Raw genomic sequence first — 24,452 nt, 5'->3', positions numbered from 1 at the left:
ATAATTGGCTGTAATACTAATGTTGCCTTGCAGCGTTACATTTATAACTGCGGCGACAGAAAAAAGCTAACCACTATTGGCTAGCTTTTCAAACTTGCTTATGCTGACCCGCTAATTCCAGCAGCTCTCTGGCATGCTCTCTCGTCAGCTCCGTCACTTCCACGCCGGAAATCATTCTGGCGATTTCTTCAACCTGCTCGTCTTTCGTTAATGGCGTCACAGACGTCACGACTCTTTGGTTTGTTTCATGCTTTTCAATGAACAAATGCGTATCAGCCATTGCAGCGACCTGCGGCAGATGCGTAATGCAAAGGACTTGCGAGCCGCTTGAAATGCCGTGAATTTTTTCGGCAATCGCCTGGGCGACACGACCGCTTACGCCTGTATCGACCTCATCAAAAATAACCGACGTAATGCCCTGCTGGTCGGAGAAAATCGATTTCAACGCAAGCATAATTCTGGAAATTTCGCCGCCGGAAGCAATTTTCGCCAATGGCTTCATTGGCTCTCCCGGGTTCGTCGAAAGATAAAATTCAACCGAATCCGCTCCATCCGGGCCAAAAGCCATTTCCTCGCCCTGAATGACAGCTGTATGTTTACTGCTTTCAAGCTGCTCGATTTGGACGGCAAAGGATGTCTTCTCCATGTAAAGCGAGCGCAATTCATGATGAATGGCCTCCGTTAAGGCAAGGGCCGCTTCCTTTCGAATCGTCCGTAACGCGTTAGCCTCGACATATAAATCATTCCAGATCGTCTGCAGCTGCTCCTGCAGCTTGATCAGGCGGTCATCCTTATGAATAATCGAGTCAAGCTCTTCTTCAATTTTAGCGGCATATTCTAAAATGTCATCAACGGTCGAGCCGTACTTCCGCTTCAGCTGCTGAATCTCATGAAGCCGGCTTTCAATGTATTCAAGCCGGTTAGGATCGAACTCGATTTGTTCTATATAATCCCTCAGCGAAAAGGCCGCCTCCTCAAGCAGGTAATAACTGTTGCTGACGGTTTCCTGAACGTCCTTCAGCTCTTTGTCAATCGTCGCTGCTTCCTCCAGATGGGCAACGGTATTGCTTAGAAAGTCGAGCCCGCTTCCTTCACCGTACAGACTGCGGTAGCTGTTCTCCAATAGGGAGAACAGCCGTTCAAGATGAGACAGCTTATGACGCTCCTCACTCAGTTCCACATCTTCATTCGGCTTAAGCCCGGCTTTTTCAATTTCCTCAAGCTGGTATTTGAATAAGTCGATCTTTTGCGCCATTTCCTGTTCATTTTCGCTTAAGCTGCGCACCTGCTTCTGGAGCTGCATTGCCCGACGGTAAAGCGCCTGGTATTCAAGCTGCGTCTGGCGCAGCTCCTGATAGGCAAAGCCGTCAAGCATCCCGAGATGCTGCTCAGCCTGGAGCAATGATTGATGCTCGTGCTGGCCGTGAATATCGACGAGAGCCTGTCCAATTTCCCGCAGGACGGCGATCGTAACGAGCTTGCCGTTAATCCGGCAAATGCTTTTTCCTTGCGACGTAATATCACGCCGTAAAATAAACATCGAGTCGCGCCCGTCAATCCCGAGCTCTTCCGCCTTTTTCATCACCGGATGAGCGTCCTCGACGATAAACAGCCCCTCGATTTCAGCCCGTTTTTCACCATATCTGACATATTCAGCCGAGCCCCGGCCGCCTAATAAAAGACCAATCGCGTCAATAATAATCGATTTTCCGGCTCCGGTCTCCCCGGTTAGAACAGTTAACCCTTTCTCAAATGGAATTGTCAGCTCTTCGATAATCGCGAAATGTTTGATCGATAATTCGATTAGCATATACCCTCCACCTTTATAGCATCTCTAAAAAACGGTCCGTTATTTTCGGACCTGCTTCCTTCGTGCGGCAAATAATCAAAATCGTATCATCGCCGCATATTGTCCCGATGACGTCCTCCCAATCGAGGTTGTCAATTAAGACTGCAATCGCATTCCCGTTTCCTGGGAGCGTTTTGATCACGACAAGATTTTCTGCACAGTCAATGCTGACAAAGCTGTCCATTAACGCCCGCTTTAATTTTTGCAATGGATTAAAGCGCTGGTCGGCCGGCAGACTGTATTTGTAACGGCCGTCGAGCATTGGCACTTTCACTAAATGAAGCTCTTTAATATCCCGTGAAACAGTCGCTTGTGTGACATTATAGCCGGAGCGTCGCAGCTGCTCAACAAGCTCGTCCTGTGTTTCCACTTCATGATTGGAAATAATTTCGCGAATTTTAATATGTCGTTGTCCCTTATTCATAACCTTTCCACCCATTCCTCCCTTATCTTACCTACTATTATCTACATATTCGTTTCCTAATACAACTACGAAAAATAAGAAAACCGCTACGCGTTTTTTTTAGAAGCGGCGTGCGGAGCTGTGACAATCTTTAAAGAGCGGCTGAAAACGGGCTTTTTTCAGCCATTCGCGTAACTTACGAAGCAGCCGCCTCCCTTGAATTAGTGCAAAAATGTTTCTATTTTCTAAAAAGACCCATATGGAGCTGTGTCGATCAAGCCCTAAAAAAAGGCTTTCTTGAAATGATTGCTTCACTTTCAAGAAAGCCTTGTCCTCATGTTAATTCCCGGTGAGCCTGCTCAACCAGCTCGGCAAACGACGTCTTTTCGAGCAGTCGTCCTTCACCATCCCGCTGACGCAAGCGCAAATGCATCAGGAACTCAATGTTTCCCTCGCCTCCTGTAATCGGGGAATAGCTTAGGGCGCACACATCGAAGCCTTCCTGAAGAGCGAACCCGGAGATGTGTTCAAGAACGTCAAGATGGACCTTCTTATCACGAACGATCCCCTTTTTGCCAACCTGCTCCCGCCCCGCTTCAAACTGTGGCTTTACAAGTGCAAGGACATCGCCGCTTTCGACAAGAATCGTCTTTAGCACTGGCAAAATCAGCTTGAGGGAAATAAAGGACACATCAATCGTCGCAAACTGCGGTAAGCCGTTAACAAAATCAGCAGGTTTGACATAACGGAAATTCGTCCGTTCCATGACGACGACCCGCTCATCCTGCCTCAATTTCCAGGCGAGCTGGTTATAGCCGACATCGAGCGCATACACCGTTGCCGCCCCATTTTGCAACGAACAATCGGTAAATCCGCCGGTCGAAGCGCCGATGTCAAGGACGACTTTATCAGCAAGGTCCAAATCAAACTGCTGCAGCGCTTTTTCAAGCTTCAAGCCACCGCGGCTGACATAGGGCAGCGGATTTCCTTTAATCTCCAGCGGGAGATCACGCTCCACCTTCAACCCCGGCTTGTCTATTCTCTCTGTTCCTGTAAAAACGAGTCCAGCCATAATCGAGCGCTTCGCCTTTTCGCGTGTCTCTGCCAGCCCCCGTTCCACAAGCAGTACATCAATTCGTTCTTTCTTCGCCATCGCCCTTACGCCCTCTGTCTTTTTTGCGGAAGCATCGAGCGCATCTGCTCAGTAATCGCCGCTGAGGTTAAGCCGATCTCCTCCAACAGTTGGGAGACGTTGCCGTGCTCGATAAATTGATCCGGGATCCCCATCCGCTTCACTTCCATATGATGATAATTATGATCGTGGAAAAATTCGAGTACGGCGCTGCCGAAACCGCCTTGTAATGCAGCTTCTTCAACCGTCAGCACGGGAATTTGTTCCTTCGCGAGACTATGAAGCAGGTCTTCATCAAGCGGCTTTGCTGAATTGGCGTTGACGAGACGAATCGAATAGCCTTGCGCCCGCAGCTGGGCAATCGCTTCCTCGGCGACCGGCAGCATCGTACCAAATGTCAAAATGCAGGCATCCGTTCCTTCCTCAAGCTGCTCCCATTTGCCAATCGGCAGCCGTTGCAGCTCTTCATCCATCTTAACGCCATAGCCGTTCCCGCGCGGGTAGCGGACGGCGATCGGGCCATCGTCATATTGCGTTGCGGTGAAAATCATATGCTGAAGCTCGTTTTCATCCTTCGGCATTAAAATTTTCATATTTGGCAAATGACGGAGATAAGCGATATCAAAGACACCCTGATGCGTCTCTCCATCAGCTCCGACCAAACCAGCGCGGTCAATCGCAAAGACGACGTTCAAATTTTGCCGGCATACATCGTGGACAAGCTGGTCATAGCCGCGCTGCAGAAATGTCGAATAAACAGCAAAGACAGGCTTCATCCCTTGCGTTGCCAATCCACCGGCCATCGTCGTCGCATGCTGTTCGGCAATCCCGACATCAAACATCCGCTCCGGGAACTCCTTCGCAAAAACGTCCAGCTTTGTCCCGCCAGGCATCGCTGCTGTTAGGGCGACAATCCGCTTGTCCTCGCGGGCAATTTTCTTGAGCGTTTCAGCAAAAACACCACTGTAGCTCGGCGGCCCAGGCTTTTTCACAACTTCCCCTGATTCAATTTTGTACGGCCCGAGACCATGCCATGTCCCTTTCGCATCATTCTCCGCCGGTTCGTAGCCTTTTCCTTTTTTCGTCAGAACATGGACGAGTACTGGTCCCTTCGTCTTCTTCGCAAAGGTCAGGTTCTCCGCCAGGTCGTCAAGATCATGTCCATCAACCGGTCCTAAATAAGTAAAGCCAAGTTCTTCAAAGAAAATACCGGAAACGAGCAAGTATTTCAGGCTGTCCTTCACGCGTTCAGCCGTCGAAGCAATCTTACCGCCAAAAGCCGGGATTTTCTTGATTAATTGCTCAAGCTCTTCTTTCGCCTTTTTATATTTTCCGGCCGTGCGCAGCCGTCCGAGAACGTTATGCAACGCTCCGACATTCGGCGCAATCGACATTTCATTATCATTCAAGACAACAATTAAATTCGTCTGTTCATGGCCGATATGGTTGAGCGCCTCTAATGCCATTCCGCCGGTCAGCGCGCCATCGCCGATAATCGCGACAACATGGTCGTCCGTTCCTTTTAAATCACGCGCTGTCGCCATCCCCATTGCCGCGGAAAGCGATGTTGAGCTGTGCCCCGTTTCCCACACATCATGCTCGCTTTCGTTGCGCTTTGGAAAGCCGCACAATCCTTTATATTGGCGAAGCTTGTCAAACTGGTCAGCCCGTCCTGTTAAGATTTTGTGAACATAAGCCTGATGTCCGACATCCCAAATGAATTTATCCTTTGGACTGTCAAACAGCTGATGTAGAATCAAGGTTAGTTCCACGACTCCTAAATTAGGACCGAGATGACCGCCAGTGACGGAGAGCTTTTCAATAAGGAAATGGCGTATTTCCTCACCGAGCTCCTCCAATTGCTTCTTCGAATAGTTCTTCAGCTCGCTTGGGTCTTTCCAATCCTCTAGCTTCACGTGAGAACCCTCACTTTCGTGTCAATTTGTCTTTTTTCTTCCCTTTTCCATTTGTTGCAAACACTTTTATTTTCAAGTTTACCTCTAAAATGTACAATAATCTACCGACTTGATAAATGATCGAAGTCGAATAGTGGATCGCTAACGTTTTTCCAAGCGCTTTTCCTCCGACTGTCAAAGCGGCAACGACGCTTGTAAACAAAATCGATATCGCAAACTGCTGAACCGACGTCTCCCCGTAGCCGAGCTGCAAAGAGAGCTGGAGCACGACATAAGCGGAAGCGGTTCCACTTACAATCCCTGAAATATCGCCGATGACGTCGTTACAGAAATTCGCAAACCGGTCTGCATTTCTCGTAATGAGCACAGCATGCTTTGCGCCATGGAGCCGCTCAGAGGCCATCGCATGAAAGGGCTTCTCATCAGCCGCCGTCGCTGCGACTCCTATTGTATCAAAAAACACCCCGATAAAGACAATCAAAAGGACAATAAGCATCCCGAGCGCCCATGTAACGCCGCTTAATATAAACGTTGAAATAACTGAAAAAATAGCCGCTAGCACCAGAGTGATAACGGCAATTCCCAAGCTCCACTGTATTGATTTCTGAAGAGGTTTCATAAGCGCTTCTCTATCACCTTTTTTTATAAAGTCCCCGTACCTATGTAATGGAGTGGTCATTTAAAGAGTAAACTCTGTAGCTTAGGTCCAGTAGGATTTCCCAATTCAGCACCGCTGCGTCGCCGCAACGGCGGTTTCCCTTTATGCTGAATTTGACGCTGTCGCCAGACGCCAGACTGGATTACCACTTAGTCTACACTGTAATCCTCTTTAAATGTCAATCGAACAGTCTAGGAGATTTCCTCAGCGGTCCCGTGCCGTTCTTTTATCCTCTTTTGCAGAGTAGATTTCATATGGGTAAAATTTAGAAGCAGTTGGCCGACTGCCGCTAAATCCTCTATCCATAATCCCCTCTTCCTCCACTCAAGGCAGGCTACGCTGCAGACAAGCTCCCTAGCTTGCCGTTGCAGGTTCATACCCTTTACCCTGGTAAAATACACGCGTATCCACCGGGTAAAAGGCCTCCACGGTAACAGGGTCATCGCCCACATGCCTTTGCGGATCGCCCTCCTACCTTATCTCCCAGCTTCGACCCAAGGCTGGGCGCCTCAAGCCGAAACAAGGAGCTTCATCGATGTGCCCTTTGGCGGATTTTTAGCCCCGCCTTCAAGAACGGAGAACCGACTAGAATACTGCACCACTCTCGTTTACTATTCATTATAACATGTGTAGGGGTGTTGCTCAATGGAAAAGCCAGGCACTAGTGATCCCGGTCTGCCACATAATCGGTAAAAGCGTCCAAAAGCATGTGATCCATCTTTACTTTATATAAATATTCCTTTGCTTTTCTCTTATGCGCTTCAATTTCCCGTTTTGCCCCGTCCATCCCCAGCAAACTCGGATAGGTGCTCTTATTATTGTCGTGATCGCTTCCAACAGGCTTGCCGATCATCGCGGCGTCGCCTTCGACATCAAGAATGTCATCCTTGATTTGAAACAATAAGCCGAGTTCTTTCGCAAACAGGCGGAGACATTCCGTATCCTCCCGGTCTGCTCCGGCAATAATCGCTCCGGAAACAATCGCACTCGTAAGCAGGTCACCCGTTTTATGATGGTGAATATAGGTGAGCTCCTCGAGCGTTAATTGCCGGTTTTCCCCTTCGATGTCGGCAACCTGTCCACCGACCATTCCTTCAGGGCCGGAAGCTTTAGCGATTTCGGCGACGATCCGCAACTTCTGTTCAGGCGTCAGCTCTCCTTTTTCAGAGCCGGCGACAAGCTCAAAGCTGAACGTCAGCAGGGCATCGCCAGCTAAAATCGCGACAGCGTCGCCGTAAATTTTGTGATTCGTCGGCTTTCCCCTTCTCATATCATCATCATCCATCGCCGGAAGATCATCATGAATCAAGGAATAGGTATGGATCATTTCAATCGCACAGGCGACATCAAGGCCCGCTTCAGTCGGTTTGCCGAAGCTGTGCAGCGTCGCCAACAACAGCGCCGGACGAATCCGTTTTCCGCCGGCATGCAAGGAGTAGAGCATCGACTCCTTTAACGTTTCCGGCGCCTGAAGCCGTTCAAGGTAGGTTGGCAGCTTTTGTTCAATGACTTCTCTTTGCTTCTGCAAAAATTCATGTAGCTGTTTGTCCACGTTTTACTCTTCCTCCCGGAAAGTTAGTTCTTCAATCTCTCCATCCGGGTGAAGAATCTGATCCATCTGCTTTTCAACTTTCATCAGCTTCTCATGGCATTGCTTCGAGAGTGCCATCCCTACCTGAAACATCGAGATCGCTTCTTCCAGTGGAACATCCCCTTCTTCGAGCTTCTCGACAACCTCTTCCAGCTCACTCAGCGCCTCTTCAAAGCTGCGTTCTTTTTCCTCTGTCATTTCTTCTCCCCCCTGGCAATGAATTGTTTATCCTCGACGCGGCAGGTCACTTCCCCGTCCTGAAATTGAATTTGGACCGGTTGATCAAGCTCGACCTGCGCGACTGATTTAAGCAATCTGTTTTGTTCATCGTACACAAGACTGTAGCCCCGATCCATTAAGCGCAATGGACTGAGCAGCTGTAATTCGCCGATCTTCTGCTGGAAAGCCTGCTGACTGTTTGTAAGCCGGGCCTGCATGCTTTTGATCAGAGCCTGCTCAAGCCGCTGCGTCCGTTCCTTCGCCTGATTCAGCTGTTGTTCAGGATGAAGCCGCTTTAAGCGTCCCCTCGTTGCATTCAGCCGGTTAACCGGTTCGGTGACTCGGTATTTCATCGCCCGCTTCAGCCGTTCGATCAGGCCGTCCAGCTCCTGTTCCTTCTGTCTCACTAACTGGCCTGGATAACGGAAAGCATAGGAGCGCTGAAGCCGGTTCAGCTTGTTCGCTTCCCGGTCAAGGCGTTCCTTCATTCCGCGGATAAGCTGCCGTTCCAACGAGCGGATCGTTCTTGTCAGCTCCTGTTGATCCGGCACCGCCAGCTCAGCGGCGGCAGTCGGGGTCGGGGCGCGCAAATCAGCGACAAAATCGCTGATCGTATAGTCCGTTTCGTGTCCGACAGCCGAGATGACAGGCACGGTTGCTTGGGCAATCGCCCTTGCCACCCGTTCATCATTGAATGCCCAAAGCTCCTCAATCGAGCCGCCACCACGGCCGACAATGATCACATCGAAGCAATCGGCGGTTGTCGCCTGTTCAAGCGCCGCGACGATTGATCCCGGTGCCTGCTCTCCTTGGACGAGGACAGGAAATAACGTCAGCTGGGCCAACTGATAGCGGCGCTTCAGCGTCGTATAAATATCCTGGATCGCCGCCCCTGTTGGCGAGGTAATTATCGCGATTCGCTTAGGATGGACGGGAATCGCCCGTTTCCGTTCAGCGTCAAACAGCCCTTCAGCCTGCAGCTTTTCTTTCAGCTCTTCATAAGCGAGATAGAGGCTGCCGATTCCATCTGGCTGCATTTCTTTTGCATAAAACTGATACTGGCCATAGGGCTCGTACACATTGATTTCTCCGCGCAGAAGGACCTTCATGCCGTTCTCAGGCCTGAAGGCTAAGTAACGATTATGTCCGGCAAACATCACTGCCTGCATTCTGGATTGATCGTCTTTGATCGTGAAGTACAGATGACCACGGCTATGCCATTTTACATTTGACAGCTCTCCACGAAGCCAAATGTCCTGAAGAAGAATATCCTCTTCAATCAAAGCCTTTATGTATCTCGTCGCTTCTGAGATCGTATAGATGTCTTGCGCTTTCATCCAACCACCTATACGCGCTTCCTGGCGGATTGAACGGTATTTTCAAGCAGCATCGTAATCGTCATCGGACCAACTCCGCCTGGTACCGGAGTAAGATGCGAAGCGACTTCTTTGACTCCTTCAAAATCAACATCTCCGCAAAGCTTGCCGTCAACACGGTTAATGCCGACATCGACGACGACAGCACCCGGCTTTACATCCGCGGCTTCAATGAAGTTCGGACGTCCGATCGCGACGATCAGAATATCGGCCTGCTTTGTCATCTCTCTTAAATTTTTTGTGCGGGAGTGACAATATGTAACGGTCGCATTTTCATTAAGCAGTAGCTGGCCAACCGGCTTTCCGACGATATTGCTTCGGCCAACGATGACAGCGTGCTTTCCGGCAATCTCGATTTTCGCTTCCTTTAACATTTCAACAACACCGTATGGCGTGCAAGGTAAAAAGGTTTCTTCCCCGGTCATCATTTTCCCGATATTGATCGGATGAAAACCATCGACATCTTTGTCCGGATGAATCCGTTCGATCACCGCCTGCTCGGAAATATGCTTCGGAATCGGGAGCTGGACGAGGATTCCATCAATTTTCGGATCTTCATTCAGGCGGTCAATTTCAGCAAGCAGCTCTTCTTCTGAAATCGTATCATCCTTCTTGATCAATACGGAATAAATGCCGGCCTGTTCACAGGCCTTTTGCTTCGAACGAACATACGTCGTTGATGCCGGGTCTTCCCCGACAAGAATAACAGCCAGTCCAGGCTGGCGATGATGCTCTGTCAATGCTTCGACATCACTTTTCAATTGCTCTCTCTTTTTCTGGGCAAGTTCTTTTCCGTTCAACAACTTTGCGGTCATGCTCTCCACTCCTTCACTTTTGCACATCTTCCTGAATTGTTTCCATTGCTTTTGAAAGGACTCCGTTAATAAAACGTCCCGACTCTTCCCCGCCAAATGCCTTGGCCAGTTCAATCCCTTCATTAAACGTAACGCTTAGAGGAACATCATGAATGTATTTCATCTCATAAAAAGACATCCGTACAATGGCTCTGTCAACCAATCCCATTCTCTCGAGACTCCAGCCTTGAAGACTTGAAGAAATAACAGGATCAATTACTTGCAGATGCTCAAGCGTCCCACGAATGAGCTCGATCATAAAAGGGCTTGGCTCTTCTCCCTCTTCAAGCACGCTTTCAATCGCTTCCTCCACAGAGCTTTCTGCTAAATCAATTTGATAGAGCGCTTGAGCAGCTCTTAGTCTTGCTAGTCTTCGGTTCATTGTCAAACTCCTTTAAGCATGCGTTTTTGCACAGTTATTATGTTGATAATAGCATAACATGTTTCGTGAAAACAGAACAATTTAGTTTTCAAATGTGACAAAGCGTAGGCTCGGGCAAAACGGTTCAACGCTTCATTTTCGATCTTTTACAAGACTTTGGCGATTTCTTCTAATGGTATAGTTTACCCAGAAAAAAGAGGATATTTCCAAAGGGAAGCAAATTTCTCTTTGGAAACATCCTCAAACCGGATTACTTATTATTCATCGGCTTCTGCTTCAGTAGATTCAAACTGAACGCCGACGACATGGACGTTCACAGCCTGAAGCTCGATTGCGGTCATCGTTTGCAGCGCCTGCTTAATGTTCGATTGAATAAATTTCGCCACCTCAGGGACGGCCACGCCGTATGTGATCACGACCGATACATCGACGGTAATGCCATCCTCGCCAAGCTCGACCTTGACGCCTTTGCCGTGATTTTTGCGGCCAAGCTTTTCAGCGACATCCGTCGCAAAGTTGCCGCGCATCGTGGCGACGCCTTCGACTTCCGAAGCGGCAATGCCGGCAATAACTTCGATGACTTCCGGTGAAATTTCAACTTTTCCCAGCTCTGATTTTTGCTCTTCAAGCTCTAAAATATGATTCTCGTTCATCATTATTCCTCCATTTTTGCACTGTTGGATTTTAGTTGGACGGACATCACATCATGCTGTTCAAGAAATTTCGTATTGAAATCACCTGAGAGAAACGTATCATGATGCAGAAGACGAAGATGGAAAGGAATCGTCGTTTCTACCCCTTCGATTTCAAATTCTTCAAGCGCTCTTCTCATTTTCGCCACGGCCTCTTCACGCGTCGCCCCATGCGTAATCACTTTGGCTACCATCGAATCGTAGAATGGCGAGATGACGTAGCCGGGATAAACAGCTGAATCAACGCGAACTCCGTAGCCTCCCGGCGCTAAATAATTCGTGATCTTACCTGGGGACGGCATGAAATTTTTCCGCGGGTTCTCCGCGTTAATCCGGCATTCCATCGCCCAGCCCTGGAAGGTAACCTCCTCCTGCCTCAAAGAAAGCACCTCTCCACTTGCGACGCGAAGCTGCTCTTTAATTAAATCGATCCCCGTCACCATTTCTGTTACAGGATGCTCAACTTGAATCCGTGTATTCATTTCCATAAAATAGAAGTTTCCATTTGTATGGTCGTAAATGAATTCCACTGTCCCTGCTCCTGAATAGTTGACGGCCTTCGCTGCGTTTACCGCTGCCAGACCCATTTCCGCCCGCTTTTCCGGTGTCAGGGCCGGAGAAGGCGTTTCCTCGACCAGCTTCTGCAGCCGGCGCTGAATGCTGCAATCACGCTCGCCAAGATGAATGACGTTTCCGTGATTGTCTGCCAGCACCTGAATTTCAACGTGGCGGAAGTCCTCGATGAATTTTTCCAGGTAAACGCCGGGATTCCCAAAAGCGGTAGCCGCTTCCTGCTGAGTGACATTCATTCCTTTTTTCAGTTCCTCTTCGTTGCGCGCCACGCGAATTCCTTTTCCACCGCCGCCGGCTGTCGCTTTAATAATGACCGGATAGCCGATCTCCTCCGCTATTTTCACAGCCTCTTCCGTATTGGCGACAATTCCGTCAGATCCCGGGACAATCGGCACGCCGGCTTTCTCCATCGTTTTCCGGGCAACATCCTTCGTTCCCATTTGATTAATCGCAAAAGGGCTCGGCCCGACAAACGTAATATTGCAGGCGCCGCAAATTTCAGCGAAATCAGCGTTCTCAGCTAAAAAGCCATAGCCCGGGTGAATCGCGTCAACCTCTGTCAATGTGGCGACGCTCATAATATTTGTGATATTAAGATAGCTCTTATTGGATGCTGTCGGTCCGATGCAATAAGCTTCGTCAGCCAGGCGGACGTGAAGCGAATCCTTATCTGCTTCTGAGTAGATCGCGACTGTTTCGATGTTAAGCTCCCGGCAGGCGCGGATAATCCGGACAGCAATTTCTCCTCGATTTGCAACTAATACCTTTTTTATCATCATATCTCTCCTAATTAGCTAAGCTCCACAACAAACAGGGGTTGTCCATACTCAACAAGCTCCCCATTCTCAGCAAGAATATCGACGATTTTTCCGTTTACTTCTGCTTCGATTTCATTCATCAGCTTCATCGCTTCGACGATGCAGACAACGCTTTCTTCTTTGACTTGGTCTCCTTTAGCGACATACGGATCGGCATCAGGCGAAGGTGCTGCATAAAATGTTCCAACCATTGGTGATGTAATCGTGTGAAGCTTGTCATCATTGGCCTTGCTTTCTGAACCCGCTTCTTTTTCTGCAGCAGGTGCTTCGGACACTGCGTTTTCCACCTGTTTCAGCGGCGGCTGGCTTACCGCGGCAGGAGCAGGTGAAGCTGGTGCTTGTACTTGTACAGGTATTGCCTGCTGCTTTTTCAAAACGAGCTTTGTTCCATCCTGCTCAAACTTCAGCTCATCTACATCCGATTGATCAAGCGCTCTGATTAACTCTTTTATTTCTTGCACTTTCAACATATATGTACACTCCTAATCTTATTTTTTCATATTATATCATACAATTCGGCTGACCCTATTTATCTTCGTCAGGAAATTTCATATCCCTTTTTTCGATTGACATTCGTCAAACAAAAAAACATGACAGAAAGAAGGAGGTGCGTTAAAAGGTCGTCTCTCCTTTTTAACACACCTCTTTATGACAGCGGGCGGAGTCGCCTCTGCTTCTGGCGGCCTCCCTCTTCCCCTTTTTGATTATTCTTCGCTGTCGACAGTGATTTCCTTCTCTTCCTCTGCTTTTACGAGCGCGTCCTTTTTGTATTGACGAAACACGGGAAACTCAGATAAGTTATCCGGAATCTTCCCATCCTCCAACAAAATGATTTTGACGATATTCTTATTGCGGGCCATATGGTATTTATCACCATATTCATTTTCCTGCGTGTAACGCTTTAAATTCTCATAATCCTCTTCTTGGATGGAAACCTTGTAGGTGTCTTGATCCCCGGCTTCAAATTCCTGTTCAAATCCAATTTCAAATTCGACGATTTGAATATTATCATTTTTCATATTGCGTGTTTGCTCAAGTACTGCCTTCGCACCTTCCGTTAAATCCGTCCATTCCATGGCAATCTCTCCTCACGAGTAAGTTACGTTGCGTATTATATCATAGACAAATAAGGAGATGCACCTTCTGACGAAAGATCCGGCTAAAAGAAGGGTCGAAATGAGCAAGGCGGCTTCGCGGCGGAGACCCGCTCCACAGCAAAACCGCTTTTTTTTTTCAATCGGGCTTTATTATTGAGCTGCCGCCTGGTGCGTTACCGCGACATCCATCCCTACGCCAAGCTGATCAAAGGTCATATGATAAATTTCATTCGCTTCAGCCCGTGATAATTCATCCGTCTGGACGATCACGCGGACTCTGTCTTCCTCTGTCATAACGAGGACATCCTCATAGCCTTTCGCTTTGATCAGCGTCTCTAATGTCGCTTCGTTTTGCGCCAGTCGCTGGAGCTCCATCCGCTTATCATGGGCTTCACTCTTCATCAGAGCCGAAGCATCAGCGGAAGCGACGATTTGCGTCAGCTCCTCAGCCATCCGGTCTCTTGATGCCTGAAGATCCATGCGAATGGTCGAGAACGTGTCATTGCCGGCCGCATTTGAGAGTGTCTCACTTGCTGCTTCTTCTTCACTTCCCGCTGCCTCTCCTTCTTCACTTTCCCCTTCCATTGCTTCTGCTAGCTCTTCTTCCATATCGACGACAGATCCCTGATCATCATGCGGCATCTGCTCCAGTGTCATCTCGCCATTTTCTTCATCCCCCACATACGCGACCTCATCACCCGGAATTTGATCAGGAGACGTGACGTAATAGACAGAAAGCACGACAATTAAGCTCAACATTGTTAACAACCAAACCGTTTGTTTCTTCAAGACCATTATGAATCCTCCCTTGTTTTTTTCGGCATGACCGATACTCGATGAGACGGAACGTCCAGCACCCGACTAACGGCTTCTACGACCCAGCTTTTAATCTGAGCATTTTCAACGCCTTTGGCGACGATCAGCACTCCCCGGACTTCCGGTTTTTCTTTTTGAATGAGAAGCGGCTCCTCTTTATCGCCATTTCGGATAATCACAACCTGCTCCTCCCTGCTGTGATCCTCCACCTGTCGTGTTCCCCCTTCACGATCCGTTTCATCGGTGTTTTGAACCTTTGTATTCGTATCCTTTTCGTAAACATAACGTTCCGTCTCGGCCAAGTTGATCATGACGGAAACATCCGATAAGCCAACCACTTGCTCAAGCGCCTCCTTCAGCTGATTTTCATATTGAATCTCATAATCTTCCATTGAATTCGGCTCAGCTGAGGATCTTGATCCAAAGACTGCTTCATCCTCCTGATCTTCCTGATAGACGGGCAAGGATGGTTCTTCTTCATCTGTAGTGTTTGTCAGAAGGTTGCCTGTGATCATCAGCGCGACTCCAATGCAGCCTACAAGCAGCACATAGTGGAGAGGCCATTTCCGGCCTTTGCCGTTATCCGTCTTTTTGAATAACGCCGTCAGCCATTGGCGATCCTTCTGTTCATCCTGATTCATTCGGCTCGTTTCCCCCCTTCCCACGCGATTGAAATCATTTCTTCAGGGATGTCCCAATATTCGGAGAGCAGCGGCACGATGTTACTAAGCTCGTCGGTGCGGGGCGAAGCTTGACTTTCCACTGACAGAGATGTGTCAATCCGAACAACTTCCACAGCATCAACCGCGTCGGACGGCTCAAGCTCATCCTCCCGCTCGCGCTCCTGCACCTCGACATGGACCGCTTTGACCTGCTGTTCTGTGAAAGGCTCCTCTGCACCGGCATCCTCCGCCAGTTCCACCTCGACCTGCGCAATATTCAAGTGATGCTCCTCTTCCAGCATGTCTTCCACCTGACTCTCTAATTGGACAGCCACCTGTTCAGAAATATATGCACGCTGTCCGAGCTCTATTTCTCTTTTTTGCAAATTTATCGAATTCGTGACGTTCTGCTCGGCACGATTTGTCTCCTCGGTTGTTAAAGCAAAGAGCCAGCTGTCGACATCGTCCTGAAAAATCGAGAGAAGCGGCTGGAGCATGACGACAAGAAGCATAAGGCCGACGACCATTTTGACATAGCGCTGCATCGCTGAATTCGGGATCATCAGCTCCAGTACGGTCGCAAACAAAATGAGCAAAATAATCGTCGTTAGCCATTCCGTGATATATTCCATCCCCTTATCCTCCTCACCTGATCATTAACGAGACATTTCCCGCAGCAATCATAATCGTCACCGCCAGAAAGAACATCAGACAAACGACGGCCATTGCGCCAAAGACAAACATCATTGATTTGCCGATGATGCTTAAACAATCGATAATCGGCCCCCCGCCAAGCGGCTGCAGCACGGCTGAGGAAATCGAAAAAATCAGCGCCAGTGAGAGGACCTTCATCGCCGGGAACGCGCAAAGCAATAAAAGAATCGCAAGCCCGGCGACGCCGATTGTATTTTTTAACAGCAGCGAGGCGCTCAGTACCGTATCGGCGGCATCGGTAAACATCCGGCCAACGACAGGCACCAGATTTCCGGCGAGAAACTTAGCCGTACGGACCGTGATGCCATCCGTGACCGCCGTCGATGCTCCCTGGACCGAGATAACCCCTAGGAAAATCGTCAGAAAAACACCGAGAATGCCGACCGCCAAATTGCGGAGAAAAGTCGCCAGCTTCGTCACCTTGTAATGATCGGTCAACGTGCTGACAATACTCAGAATCGTTGACAGAAACAATAGCGGCAGCACAAGATGCTGAATAAGGAGGCCGCTCGTATTGACGAAAAAAATAATCAGCGGATGAAACAAAGCGGCCGATGTAATCGAGCCGATCGAAGCCATGATCGCCAGCAGCAAAGGGAGGAGCGCGATCATAAAATGAATCATGCTGCTGATCGCGTCAGAGGCATAGCTGATCGCGACATGAAAGCTGTTTAACGCAATAATCATCAGCACGAGATACGTAACCGCATAGGCGACTTTACTGATCGTATGCTGTTCAAAAGCGTTTTGCAGCGATTGGAGAATCATGCAGAACACCGTCAGCAAAATAAGCGAACCGAGCAGCTTGCCGCTGACTAACAGCTCATGCAGCAAAAACTTTACTGCGCCAACGCCCCATTCTTTGGGCGAGAATTGCTTTTCACCGCGGACGAATTCCAGAAATGAACCCTTTTGGCTCTCCGGCAAAAAACCACCATATTCGTTCGAAATTTGCTCCCAATAGCTTCTTACTTCGTCAAGCTGAAGCTGCTCAAGCTGCTGCTCGACAAAGCCATGCTCGTCCATTCTCTCTTCCTCGGCTGCCGCCGGCTGACATACGATAAAGAGCAGGAGCGTAAAGCTCAGTATAAAGATGATTTTCTTCATTTTGATCTCACTTCCATTCCACGTACGAAGGTGGTCATCATGTCCATCGCTTAGAAGCTTCAATTCGGAATCAACGTAAGAACGACTTCGATCACCGCCGTCAAAATCGGAATTGCCATCACAAGAATTAAAATTTTCCCTGCCAGTTCAATCTTCGAGGCGATGGCGGCTTGTCCCGCATCCTTGGCAATTTGCGCCCCGAACTCCGCAATGTAGGCAATTCCGATGATTTTCAAAATCGTTTGCAAGTACATCATATTCATATTCGCCTGCTCGGCAATCCCGGAGAGCATCGCGATAATTTTTGTAATTTCATCAATTAAAAAAAGAAAAATCAAAACGCCGACAAAAACTGTTAGCATGAAAGCAAATATCGGTTTTTGCTCTTTGACAACGAGGGCTAGGAAGGTCGCAATCAGCCCTAACCCGACAATTTGAATGATGTCAATCGCAACCCACTCCTTCACCCTTGGAACAAAAAAACACCCCTGATTTTTTGAAATAAGTCATCAACCATTGTCGCCACCATGTAAAGGACGATGATAAAGCCGATCAATGTCACCCAATGCGCCCAATCTTCTTTTCCCATCTGCTTTAAAACCGTATGGATCATCGCGACAACAATGCCGATTCCGGCAATCTGGAAAATGGTGTTTACATCATACATCACAACCTCTCCTCCTTCGTCCGCCTACAACATCAGTACAACAATCAATAAGCCGCTAAGAAAGCCGAGGCTCTTAATCATCCGTTCATACCGTGTTTGTCTGTCCTTCGCCTCCAGCTCTTCTCTTTCTAAATGAGCGAGGGTCAACTTAATTTGCTTCTGCTGCTGGTCCCGATCATGCTGGCCGAGCGTCGTGCCAAATTGCAGCATGATTTCCCGTTCACTATCCAACAAAGACGTCCTCTGCCATGTCTCGTCCACGCTTTCCTTCCATGCGTCAAACGCCGTTTGCTCGTAGTGGGAAAGCCGCTCCGAGAAGCTCATGAAAAAGAGTGAAAGCGGCTTTGGCAGCTGTTCGGCAATATGCCTGCTCGCCTCGGCCAACGGCGTCAGACCATACATCATTTCAGCCTCCAATGATTGAATCGCCACCCTCAGCTGGCGCAGCTGACGCGGCCGTTCGCTCAGCCGCTTCGCATATTCAAAGCCGATGCTTGTCGTCGCCAACAGAATGAAAATCGCACCGAGCAGCTTCATCGGATGATCACGTCATTTCGCTTCTGCTGATGAATCCGCTTGACGACTCCCGGTTTTGTTCGCCTTGTCAGCTCGATTTGCCGTTCAAATGCGCCTTGGGCGAGCAGTTCCTGAAGCGCCGGCCTCCGCTTCACATCCTCAACGGAAAAGCCGTGTGCTGTTGTCATGACGTTCACCCCGGCATGCAGCGCCTCCTGAACGGCGATGACGTCCTCTTTTCTCCCAATTTCATCAACGACGAGCACATCCGGACTCATCGAACGAATCATCATCATCATTCCCTCAGCCTTCGGACAACCATCAAGCACATCGACCCGGCCTCCTAGCTGAAGCTGGGGAACGCCTTTCATACTGGCGGCGATTTCAGAGCGCTCATCGACGATTCCGACCTTTAATGACGGAATCTGCCGCTCCGGCATCCCTTCGCTGATCAATCGCGCCAAATCGCGCAGCAAAGTGGTTTTTCCGGCCTGCGGCGGACCGATAATCAGCGTGTTAAGCCACCTGCCCTGATAAAGCTCGGACACCAGCCGATCCGCTGCGCCAATCGTTTCGCGGGCAATCCGGATATTGAACGAGCTAATATCGCGCAATGTTTTGACTTGTCCTTTATCAAGAACGACCTTTCCGGCAAGACCGACGCGATGGCCCCCTTTTATCGTAATGAAGCCTCTGCGCAACTCTTCTTCAAAGGCATAAATCGAATATTGACTAAGCTGGCTTAACAAAAAAGCGGCATCATCACCTTTTACTTGATAAACACCGGCAGAACTGGACGGATAATAGGGCTTGCCGGCAATCATCACCTCCAGCGGCCTTGAGACACGGACCCGGATCTCTTCGATTTTATTCTGCAAAGCAGGTTCGATGTTTTTCAGCATTTGGCGTATCGTTTCCGGCAAGATGCGCAGCACATCCTCAAGCATAGCCCTCTCTCCTTTTCGTCACTTTCTGATCCCGATTAAAATAAGCAGGACACCAGCTCCAATAAAAGCAAATTTTGAAAACGATAAACGATCCGACATCCCGATCAGTCCAACTGCAATCGAAGTAATAAAAATAGTCGGACCAATTATGACAAGCATCGCATTTAAGCCAATCGCTTTTTCAACACTATTAAAACGAAGCATCAAACCGGCCGCGGTCAGTTCTATTAAGCCTGAAAGAACGCGTAACCCGACCATGACCAACAGCGTCATTTCCACCGCGTGAAACCATGTCTTCATACCTTCACCTCGACATTCTTTCTTTGTACAACCTATGAGTGGGCGGCCCCGGTTTAGAACTATAAAAAAAGCTTGAGAAAAAAGGTCGTTTTCCACCTTTTTCTCAAGCTTAAAGCAAGCCGCCGTCCGATTCTTCTCTGCGCTTACCTCTTGATAGACACAGCCCTGAAGCGCTAGAACAGCCCCGCCCCCTATTTTCCTGCTTTTGTCGCGCAAACAAAGAAATCTCCATCAAGCACATGACCTGATGGAGATTTCTGTATTATCATGTTATGCCCGTGATACGTAAGCGCCGCTGCGCGTATCAATAATAAGGACGTCCCCTTGATTGATAAAGAAAGGCACCTGAACCGTTAATCCGGTTTCCAGCGTAGCCGGCTTCGTGCCGCCAGACGCTGTATCCCCTTTAATACCCGGCTCCGTTTCCGTCACTTCAAGCTGTACCGTGTTAGGGACTTCGACACCAAGGGTCTCCCCTTGATACGTAATGATTTGCACTTCCATGTTTTCTTTTAAAAATTTCAGCTCCCGCTCAATTTGCGCACTCGGCAGTTCAATTTGCTCGTAGGATTCGTTATCCATGAACGTGTGCATATCACCGCTGGCATATAAATATTGCATACGGCGATTTTCAATATGGGCTTTTGACACTTTCTCGCCCGCGCGGAATGTTTTTTCCTGAATCGCTCCCGTTCTCAGGTTGCGCAGCTTTGAACGAACAAAGGCGGCCCCTTTACCCGGTTTTACATGTTGGAATTCGATAACCTGCCAAATTCCACCATCCACTTCAATCGTTAAACCTGTTTTAAAATCGTTTACTGAAATCATATTCGTTTCCTCCATCTTCCATCTGCATCATCAGATGTTCACTCACAACCATTACTATACCACAGCTTTGAAAAAGTTTCCTTTACTATTTCACCCTGCTTTTTCAAGTGATCATCCACCAATGACAAGCAATTCCTTTGGCGAGTGGGTAAAGGTCGAGTTGCCATCCTCCGTAATGAGAATATCATCCTCAATTCTCGTCCCGCCGACACCGGCAATATAAATACCCGGTTCCACGGTGACGATCATCCCCGGTTCAAGCACGGTTTCAGAACGCATCGATAACGTCGGTCCTTCATGGATTTCCAAGCCTAACCCATGGCCTGTCGAGTGACCGAAATACTCCCCGTAGCCTTTCTCCGTAATATAGTCGCGCGTCAACGCATCGGCCTCCTTGCCGGTCATCCCTGCTTTGATTCCCGCCATTCCACGGAGCTGAGCCTCGAGCACAGTATGGTAAATCGTATGAAGCTCCTCGCTGATTTGTCCGACCGCAACGGTGCGGGTAATATCAGAGCAGTAGCCTTTATAATAGGCGCCGAAATCAAGCGTGACAAGTTCTCCCGTTTGAATGACCTTCTCACTGGCGACGCCGTGCGGAAGAGCTGAACGATAACCGGAGGCGACAATAATATCAAAGGAAGAGCTTTGCGCCCCCTGCTTTCTCATAAAAAATTCAAGCTCATTGGCGACCTCAAGCTCTGTTACACCCGGCCGGATGAACGTGGTAATATGCGCAAAAGCGGCATCGGCAATATCCGCCGCCTCCTGGATGATTTTAACTTCCTCATCATCCTTCTTCAAGCGAATGTCCTCGACGAGTCCACCAACCGGGACAAGTTCTGCCGTTTTAATAACATTATTGTAAATCGAGTGCGCCTCGTATGTAAGCTGCGCCTGTTCAAAACCGAGCTTCGTGATGCCAAGCCGCTCGACCTGCCGCGCGACCTCCTCATAAATCGGACCAGTGTGCTGGACAATCGTAAAACCTGCGGCCTGTTCTTTCGCCTGCTCTACGTAGCGGAAATCGGTAATAAACACCGCTTCCTTGGCCGCGATCAGGACAACGCCTGCCGTCCCTGTGAAGCGGGCCATGTAGCGGCGGTTGTAGCTGCTTGTAATCAAAAGCCCGTCAATGTTATACGTGGTAAACTGCTCTCTCAGCTTCGTTAATCGATCCATCTTCATCACTCCTCTTCAAGTAAAGCACGTAAGGCAAGCTCGTAGCCTCTAAAGCCAAATCCGACAATTTGCCCCTTCGTGACAGCCGCCGTCACAGATTGATGGCGAAACGGTTCACGGGCGTGCACATTAGAAAGGTGAATTTCAATCACGGGAACCGCAACGCTGGAAATTGCTTCGCGAATGGCGTAGCTATAATGCGTAAAGGCTGCCGGGTTAAGCAGAATCCCAGCAGCCTGCTCATCTTCCGCCTGGTGAATCCAGTTGACAATCTCGCCTTCGATATTCGATTGAAAACATGTCACCTTACACCCTAATGCCTCAGCCTTCGTCGAAACATACGCTTCCAGATCTTCAAGCGTTTCCTTCCCGTATACAGTCGGTTCTCTTTTTCCTAAACGGTTTAAGTTAGGCCCATTAATCACATAGAAATGCTTCAAATCGTTTCCCCTCTTTCCATCATTTGTACGCTTTCATTGTAGCACAAACTAAACCGCTGATTGAATTAGTTTCGACGCTGCTGCTCATATTCATATGAAATCGAATAGCCGATAAACACACCGTAAAGTACATACAAACAAAGCGACGTAATCAACGTATTTGAATCCAATTGCCCGATCGGTTTAAGTCCCGGAAAGATAGGATTAAGAACATAGAACACGAGGCCCCAAAGAACGAGACCAAAGACGACACCAACCCACATCTTATGCTGTTTTTGCAAAAGAAGCTTGTAAGTAAACGCCACTCCGATTGATAAGACAGCGATGACCGCCACTCCGACAAACTGGCCGATATAGGTGTCTTTCCAGTCGCCTAACGCAAACGGCATCAAGGCCAGAGCCGGCCCGACACGAATGAAATGAAAAAAGAAGGCAAAATAGCCTAAAAGCGACCAAATGATCCCGCCAAATATCCCGATCAGCGCCACTTTGGCCGGAAATGACATTTGCATTTCCTGCTCATTCTGTTCCAGATGCTGTTTTCCCAATCATCTCACCTCCACGGGTTTAGTATGTCCGCCTGACAGGATTTCCATAGCCTTCTATGAACAGTCTGTTTCTCAAAAAGTTGTCACAGCTTGTAAAAAGGATTTTTTCCCTATTTTAGCGAAATACTATACAAACTCCACGAATGTGATTCCCTTTTCATCATAAAGCATATATATTATAATGAAAGGATTCTCTGTTTAAACCACATGAAAAATGGGAATTTACTAAGAAGAAGCATGCTCTAAAACAGGTGGTAACGCATCTATTTTCTACGGAGGTGGGCACATGCGTTCATTTATGAAATATATCATTCCGGTCGTTTTTCTGTTTGCTCTAATCGGGCTTGGGTATCAACTGATCTTTAATGCTGCCGGTTTTCTTGTTAATTTGCTTGTCATTGCCGGGTTTGCCGGACTGCTTTTTCTCGTGATCCGCTGGGTGATGGCGCGACGCTACGGCACCAGCCTGTTTCCCTCTCGAACTGGACCGACGCGGGCCCAGCTCCGTAAAGCGAAGCGAACAAGCTCGAAGAAAGCAGAGTCCGCACCCCCATCCTTTCTCGCACGAGGCAAAACATTACGAGCATCTAAATCCAAGCCTGCGCGGCTTGCAAAACATAGAACAGCCAACCCTCATTTAACGGTGATTGAGGGCAAGAAAAATAAAAAAAAGAACCGGGCTTTATTTTAATCGCTCCCGGTTTTTTGCGTTTAATAACACCATTTTCTAATAAAGTCCTCCGTCTCTGTTCTTCCAAGAGTAATGAGCTGTTCCTTCTGCTCCTCGGACAGCTCAAAATCCGTCGCCTTCACATCCAGAATCGGGATAAAGACGATATTTTTCGCATGATCAGCGACAATGTACCGTGTGTCATGGGCCGAGCTCATCGTTTCAAAAAGCGCGCGGTACATCGAAATCGCGTTTTTAATATCATTCGTCGGCATTTCCTTCAATTCGGGGGTCAGCTGAAAGCCGATCACCGGCCGTTTCCCTTTTCTTTTTTTCCCGTCCATAAACAGCCACATCGGAAAATTGCTCAACACGCCGCCATCGACAATATAAGAACCTTTGCCGCCATCCGTCCGATTATACATTTTCACAGGTTCAAAGAAAAACGGGATGCTGCAGCTCATCCGGACAGCCCGCGCCACGGGAAACTTCTCCGGAATGACGCCGTATTCCTTTAGGTCATCGGGCAGCACAAGCAGCCTTCCCCTTGATAAATCCGAAGCAATGATGCGAAGCGAGCCATGCGGCAAATCAGCAAAAGTTCTGATTCCTTTTGCATCCAGCAGCTGTTTCATCCAGGCTTCAAGGCGATCCCCTCTGTATAAGCCCAATTTGAAATAGAGATGAATCCATTTCATCATCGGGAACGGCAAATAAGACATCCGCTCATCTTTCAACGATTCGACATCGAGTTCATCTAGTAGGGTGTAAAGCTCGCCGCTCTGATAGCCGGCTTTTATCAGCGCAGCAATAATCGAGCCGGCACTCGTTCCGGCCAGACGTTCAAAGGCATACCCCTTTTCCTCCATCACCTGCAGCGCGCCGACAAAGGCAAATGCTTTCACGCCACCTCCCGCAAACACTCCATCAACCTTCATGTGTACACACCCCCTTCTCCATCCTATGTGAGAGGAGAAGGGAACCAAGCCTATGTTTTTTGCTAAGTTGTTATGTACTGTTCATGATGTAAGAGACTAACTATATAAAGTCAAGCAGTAATAGGAGAAGGGTAAAGCTTTCGTAAAATAGAAATGTAAGCATGACAAAGAAGCCTATAATGGCCTCCTTTTAAAAAATGGGGGTTATTGGGCTTCTTTATAGGTTTCTTCTTTCCGAAGTAAATGAAAGATGACTCTTATCAGTTTTTTCGCGATATGACTAAGCACGACGTGATAATGTTTTCCTTCCGATTGTTTCTTTTGATAATAATTCTTAAAGGTCGGTGAATAAATGGCAACCAATCGTGCGGCATGATACAGAGCCCAACGCAAATAAGGAGAGCCACGTTTGACCATCTTCCCTTTCCCTCTTCCATCACCCGATTCATAAATGGATGGCTCCATCCCCGCAAAAGCCAATAGCTGACTAGGTGTCTTAAAGTTGTGTATATCGCCTATTTCTGCTAGGATAATACTACCGAGTCGATAAGATATTC

At 48.5% G+C, this 24,452-nt stretch carries 30 protein-coding genes; 1 reads left to right on the top strand and 29 read right to left on the bottom strand.

Annotated elements, in window-relative coordinates; all coding sequences use genetic code 11:
• Positions 1 to 88: 88 nt before the first annotated feature.
• The 27 genes from recN to ABMB67_RS18170 all read right to left on the bottom strand — a co-directional run bounded on the left by recN (position 89) and on the right by ABMB67_RS18170 (position 22,287).
• Positions 89 to 1,810 (bottom strand): DNA repair protein RecN, encoded by a 1,722-nt coding sequence (recN, locus tag ABMB67_RS18300; protein WP_251223988.1) that lies wholly within the window; start codon positions 1,808 to 1,810, stop codon positions 89 to 91.
• Positions 1,811 to 1,823: 13 nt separating this feature from the next.
• On the bottom strand, positions 1,824 to 2,273 hold the full coding sequence (gene ahrC, locus ABMB67_RS18295) for a transcriptional regulator AhrC/ArgR (RefSeq protein ID WP_251195463.1): 450 nt from the start codon (positions 2,271 to 2,273) through the stop codon (positions 1,824 to 1,826).
• A gap of 313 nt (positions 2,274 to 2,586) precedes the next feature.
• Positions 2,587 to 3,405, bottom strand: a complete 819-nt coding sequence (locus ABMB67_RS18290; protein ID WP_354572956.1) for a TlyA family RNA methyltransferase — start codon at positions 3,403 to 3,405, stop codon at positions 2,587 to 2,589.
• Positions 3,406 to 3,410: 5 nt separating this feature from the next.
• Positions 3,411 to 5,300 carry a 1-deoxy-D-xylulose-5-phosphate synthase gene (dxs, locus tag ABMB67_RS18285; RefSeq protein WP_251223990.1) on the bottom strand — a complete coding sequence of 630 codons (1,890 nt, stop codon included), beginning with the start codon at positions 5,298 to 5,300 and terminating at the stop codon, positions 3,411 to 3,413.
• A 10-nt stretch (positions 5,301 to 5,310) separates the two neighbouring features.
• Complete coding sequence (locus ABMB67_RS18280; RefSeq protein WP_251223991.1) at positions 5,311 to 5,919, bottom strand: CNNM metal transporter family protein; 609 nt, start codon at positions 5,917 to 5,919, stop codon at positions 5,311 to 5,313.
• A gap of 700 nt (positions 5,920 to 6,619) precedes the next feature.
• Positions 6,620 to 7,510 (bottom strand): polyprenyl synthetase family protein, encoded by an 891-nt coding sequence (locus ABMB67_RS18275; RefSeq protein WP_354572955.1) that lies wholly within the window; start codon positions 7,508 to 7,510, stop codon positions 6,620 to 6,622.
• A gap of 3 nt (positions 7,511 to 7,513) precedes the next feature.
• Positions 7,514 to 7,747 carry an exodeoxyribonuclease VII small subunit gene (gene xseB / locus ABMB67_RS18270; protein WP_251223993.1) on the bottom strand — a complete coding sequence of 78 codons (234 nt, stop codon included), beginning with the start codon at positions 7,745 to 7,747 and terminating at the stop codon, positions 7,514 to 7,516.
• Positions 7,744 to 9,105: an exodeoxyribonuclease VII large subunit gene (gene xseA, locus ABMB67_RS18265; RefSeq protein WP_354572954.1), complete on the bottom strand. Its 1,362-nt coding sequence runs from the start codon at positions 9,103 to 9,105 to the stop codon at positions 7,744 to 7,746. Before xseA ends, xseB begins: the two co-directional genes overlap by 4 nt.
• A gap of 8 nt (positions 9,106 to 9,113) precedes the next feature.
• Entirely contained in the window at positions 9,114 to 9,959 is an 846-nt protein-coding gene (folD, locus tag ABMB67_RS18260; RefSeq protein WP_251223995.1) for a bifunctional methylenetetrahydrofolate dehydrogenase/methenyltetrahydrofolate cyclohydrolase FolD, read from the bottom strand.
• A gap of 13 nt (positions 9,960 to 9,972) precedes the next feature.
• On the bottom strand, positions 9,973 to 10,380 hold the full coding sequence (nusB, locus tag ABMB67_RS18255) for a transcription antitermination factor NusB (RefSeq protein ID WP_251223996.1): 408 nt from the start codon (positions 10,378 to 10,380) through the stop codon (positions 9,973 to 9,975).
• A gap of 257 nt (positions 10,381 to 10,637) precedes the next feature.
• Entirely contained in the window at positions 10,638 to 11,033 is a 396-nt protein-coding gene (locus ABMB67_RS18250) for an Asp23/Gls24 family envelope stress response protein (protein ID WP_251223997.1), read from the bottom strand.
• Positions 11,034 to 11,035: 2 nt separating this feature from the next.
• The gene (gene accC, locus ABMB67_RS18245; protein WP_354572953.1) at positions 11,036 to 12,421 is read right to left on the bottom strand and encodes an acetyl-CoA carboxylase biotin carboxylase subunit; all 1,386 of its coding nucleotides are present in this window, start codon (positions 12,419 to 12,421) and stop codon (positions 11,036 to 11,038) included.
• Positions 12,422 to 12,435: 14 nt separating this feature from the next.
• A complete protein-coding gene (accB, locus tag ABMB67_RS18240; RefSeq protein ID WP_354572952.1) occupies positions 12,436 to 12,933 on the bottom strand; it encodes an acetyl-CoA carboxylase biotin carboxyl carrier protein in 498 nt (165 codons plus the stop codon).
• A gap of 234 nt (positions 12,934 to 13,167) precedes the next feature.
• Entirely contained in the window at positions 13,168 to 13,539 is a 372-nt protein-coding gene (locus tag ABMB67_RS18235) for a hypothetical protein (RefSeq protein ID WP_251224000.1), read from the bottom strand.
• Positions 13,540 to 13,710: 171 nt separating this feature from the next.
• Complete coding sequence (locus ABMB67_RS18230; protein ID WP_354572951.1) at positions 13,711 to 14,355, bottom strand: SpoIIIAH-like family protein; 645 nt, start codon at positions 14,353 to 14,355, stop codon at positions 13,711 to 13,713.
• Complete coding sequence (gene spoIIIAG / locus ABMB67_RS18225; RefSeq protein ID WP_251224002.1) at positions 14,355 to 15,017, bottom strand: stage III sporulation protein AG; 663 nt, start codon at positions 15,015 to 15,017, stop codon at positions 14,355 to 14,357. Before spoIIIAG ends, ABMB67_RS18230 begins: the two co-directional genes overlap by 1 nt.
• Positions 15,014 to 15,670: a stage III sporulation protein AF gene (gene spoIIIAF, locus ABMB67_RS18220; protein ID WP_354572950.1), complete on the bottom strand. Its 657-nt coding sequence runs from the start codon at positions 15,668 to 15,670 to the stop codon at positions 15,014 to 15,016. The genes spoIIIAG and spoIIIAF overlap by 4 nt, the downstream gene beginning before the upstream one ends.
• Before the next feature lie 13 nt (positions 15,671 to 15,683).
• Positions 15,684 to 16,859 (bottom strand): stage III sporulation protein AE, encoded by a 1,176-nt coding sequence (spoIIIAE, locus tag ABMB67_RS18215; protein ID WP_354572949.1) that lies wholly within the window; start codon positions 16,857 to 16,859, stop codon positions 15,684 to 15,686.
• A 59-nt stretch (positions 16,860 to 16,918) separates the two neighbouring features.
• On the bottom strand, positions 16,919 to 17,308 hold the full coding sequence (gene spoIIIAD, locus ABMB67_RS18210; RefSeq protein WP_349775623.1) for a stage III sporulation protein AD: 390 nt from the start codon (positions 17,306 to 17,308) through the stop codon (positions 16,919 to 16,921).
• 14 nt (positions 17,309 to 17,322) lie between these two features.
• A complete protein-coding gene (spoIIIAC, locus tag ABMB67_RS18205) occupies positions 17,323 to 17,529 on the bottom strand; it encodes a stage III sporulation protein AC (protein WP_251195445.1) in 207 nt (68 codons plus the stop codon).
• Positions 17,530 to 17,550: 21 nt separating this feature from the next.
• On the bottom strand, positions 17,551 to 18,063 hold the full coding sequence (gene spoIIIAB, locus ABMB67_RS18200) for a stage III sporulation protein SpoIIIAB (protein WP_251224006.1): 513 nt from the start codon (positions 18,061 to 18,063) through the stop codon (positions 17,551 to 17,553).
• Positions 18,060 to 18,989: a stage III sporulation protein AA gene (gene spoIIIAA / locus ABMB67_RS18195; protein ID WP_354572948.1), complete on the bottom strand. Its 930-nt coding sequence runs from the start codon at positions 18,987 to 18,989 to the stop codon at positions 18,060 to 18,062. Before spoIIIAA ends, spoIIIAB begins: the two co-directional genes overlap by 4 nt.
• Positions 18,990 to 19,007: 18 nt before the next feature.
• On the bottom strand, positions 19,008 to 19,289 hold the full coding sequence (locus tag ABMB67_RS18190) for a YqhV family protein (RefSeq protein ID WP_251224008.1): 282 nt from the start codon (positions 19,287 to 19,289) through the stop codon (positions 19,008 to 19,010).
• Between the two features lie 270 nt (positions 19,290 to 19,559).
• On the bottom strand, positions 19,560 to 20,117 hold the full coding sequence (gene efp / locus ABMB67_RS18185) for an elongation factor P (RefSeq protein WP_251224009.1): 558 nt from the start codon (positions 20,115 to 20,117) through the stop codon (positions 19,560 to 19,562).
• Positions 20,118 to 20,228: 111 nt separating this feature from the next.
• Complete coding sequence (locus tag ABMB67_RS18180) at positions 20,229 to 21,299, bottom strand: M24 family metallopeptidase (RefSeq protein WP_251224010.1); 1,071 nt, start codon at positions 21,297 to 21,299, stop codon at positions 20,229 to 20,231.
• A gap of 5 nt (positions 21,300 to 21,304) precedes the next feature.
• Positions 21,305 to 21,739 carry a type II 3-dehydroquinate dehydratase gene (gene aroQ / locus ABMB67_RS18175; RefSeq protein ID WP_251224011.1) on the bottom strand — a complete coding sequence of 145 codons (435 nt, stop codon included), beginning with the start codon at positions 21,737 to 21,739 and terminating at the stop codon, positions 21,305 to 21,307.
• Between the two features lie 65 nt (positions 21,740 to 21,804).
• Positions 21,805 to 22,287, bottom strand: a complete 483-nt coding sequence (locus tag ABMB67_RS18170; protein WP_251224012.1) for a YqhR family membrane protein — start codon at positions 22,285 to 22,287, stop codon at positions 21,805 to 21,807.
• Between the two features lie 286 nt (positions 22,288 to 22,573).
• On the opposite strand from ABMB67_RS18170, the gene ABMB67_RS18165 reads away from it, so the two are divergent.
• Positions 22,574 to 22,978 carry an SA1362 family protein gene (locus ABMB67_RS18165; RefSeq protein WP_251224013.1) on the top strand — a complete coding sequence of 135 codons (405 nt, stop codon included), beginning with the start codon at positions 22,574 to 22,576 and terminating at the stop codon, positions 22,976 to 22,978.
• 20 nt (positions 22,979 to 22,998) lie between these two features.
• Here the strand turns inward: ABMB67_RS18165 and ABMB67_RS18160 are convergent, their stop codons facing one another.
• Positions 22,999 to 23,895, bottom strand: a complete 897-nt coding sequence (locus tag ABMB67_RS18160; protein ID WP_251224014.1) for a patatin-like phospholipase family protein — start codon at positions 23,893 to 23,895, stop codon at positions 22,999 to 23,001.
• 204 nt (positions 23,896 to 24,099) lie between these two features.
• Positions 24,100 to 24,452: transposase (locus ABMB67_RS18155; protein WP_354572947.1), on the bottom strand; the 353-nt coding region annotated here is incomplete at its 5' end.

The sequence above is a fragment of the Halalkalibacter oceani genome, from assembly GCF_040544555.1.
Taxonomy (GTDB): domain Bacteria; phylum Bacillota; class Bacilli; order Bacillales; family Bacillaceae_D; genus Halalkalibacter; species Halalkalibacter oceani.
This window is presented reverse-complemented; position numbering and strand designations above follow the sequence as displayed.

What these genes read in the sequence shown, in the direction of transcription:
- recN (WP_251223988.1), bottom strand. Translation starts at nt 1,810, where the DNA reads ATGCTAATCGAATTATCGATCAAACATTTCGCGATTATCGAAGAGCTG.
- ahrC (WP_251195463.1), bottom strand. Translation starts at nt 2,273, where the DNA reads ATGAATAAGGGACAACGACATATTAAAATTCGCGAAATTATTTCCAAT.
- ABMB67_RS18290 (WP_354572956.1), bottom strand. Translation starts at nt 3,405, where the DNA reads ATGGCGAAGAAAGAACGAATTGATGTACTGCTTGTGGAACGGGGGCTG.
- ABMB67_RS18280 (WP_251223991.1), bottom strand. Translation starts at nt 5,919, where the DNA reads ATGAAACCTCTTCAGAAATCAATACAGTGGAGCTTGGGAATTGCCGTT.
- xseB (WP_251223993.1), bottom strand. Translation starts at nt 7,747, where the DNA reads ATGACAGAGGAAAAAGAACGCAGCTTTGAAGAGGCGCTGAGTGAGCTG.
- xseA (WP_354572954.1), bottom strand. Translation starts at nt 9,105, where the DNA reads ATGAAAGCGCAAGACATCTATACGATCTCAGAAGCGACGAGATACATA.
- folD (WP_251223995.1), bottom strand. Translation starts at nt 9,959, where the DNA reads ATGACCGCAAAGTTGTTGAACGGAAAAGAACTTGCCCAGAAAAAGAGA.
- nusB (WP_251223996.1), bottom strand. Translation starts at nt 10,380, where the DNA reads ATGAACCGAAGACTAGCAAGACTAAGAGCTGCTCAAGCGCTCTATCAA.
- ABMB67_RS18250 (WP_251223997.1), bottom strand. Translation starts at nt 11,033, where the DNA reads ATGAACGAGAATCATATTTTAGAGCTTGAAGAGCAAAAATCAGAGCTG.
- accC (WP_354572953.1), bottom strand. Translation starts at nt 12,421, where the DNA reads ATGATAAAAAAGGTATTAGTTGCAAATCGAGGAGAAATTGCTGTCCGG.
- accB (WP_354572952.1), bottom strand. Translation starts at nt 12,933, where the DNA reads ATGTTGAAAGTGCAAGAAATAAAAGAGTTAATCAGAGCGCTTGATCAA.
- ABMB67_RS18235 (WP_251224000.1), bottom strand. Translation starts at nt 13,539, where the DNA reads ATGGAATGGACGGATTTAACGGAAGGTGCGAAGGCAGTACTTGAGCAA.
- ABMB67_RS18230 (WP_354572951.1), bottom strand. Translation starts at nt 14,355, where the DNA reads ATGGTCTTGAAGAAACAAACGGTTTGGTTGTTAACAATGTTGAGCTTA.
- spoIIIAG (WP_251224002.1), bottom strand. Translation starts at nt 15,017, where the DNA reads ATGAATCAGGATGAACAGAAGGATCGCCAATGGCTGACGGCGTTATTC.
- spoIIIAF (WP_354572950.1), bottom strand. Translation starts at nt 15,670, where the DNA reads ATGGAATATATCACGGAATGGCTAACGACGATTATTTTGCTCATTTTG.
- spoIIIAE (WP_354572949.1), bottom strand. Translation starts at nt 16,859, where the DNA reads ATGAAGAAAATCATCTTTATACTGAGCTTTACGCTCCTGCTCTTTATC.
- spoIIIAB (WP_251224006.1), bottom strand. Translation starts at nt 18,063, where the DNA reads ATGAAGCTGCTCGGTGCGATTTTCATTCTGTTGGCGACGACAAGCATC.
- spoIIIAA (WP_354572948.1), bottom strand. Translation starts at nt 18,989, where the DNA reads ATGCTTGAGGATGTGCTGCGCATCTTGCCGGAAACGATACGCCAAATG.
- ABMB67_RS18190 (WP_251224008.1), bottom strand. Translation starts at nt 19,289, where the DNA reads ATGAAGACATGGTTTCACGCGGTGGAAATGACGCTGTTGGTCATGGTC.
- efp (WP_251224009.1), bottom strand. Translation starts at nt 20,117, where the DNA reads ATGATTTCAGTAAACGATTTTAAAACAGGTTTAACGATTGAAGTGGAT.
- ABMB67_RS18180 (WP_251224010.1), bottom strand. Translation starts at nt 21,299, where the DNA reads ATGGATCGATTAACGAAGCTGAGAGAGCAGTTTACCACGTATAACATT.
- ABMB67_RS18165 (WP_251224013.1), top strand. Translation starts at nt 22,574, where the DNA reads ATGCGTTCATTTATGAAATATATCATTCCGGTCGTTTTTCTGTTTGCT.
- ABMB67_RS18160 (WP_251224014.1), bottom strand. Translation starts at nt 23,895, where the DNA reads ATGAAGGTTGATGGAGTGTTTGCGGGAGGTGGCGTGAAAGCATTTGCC.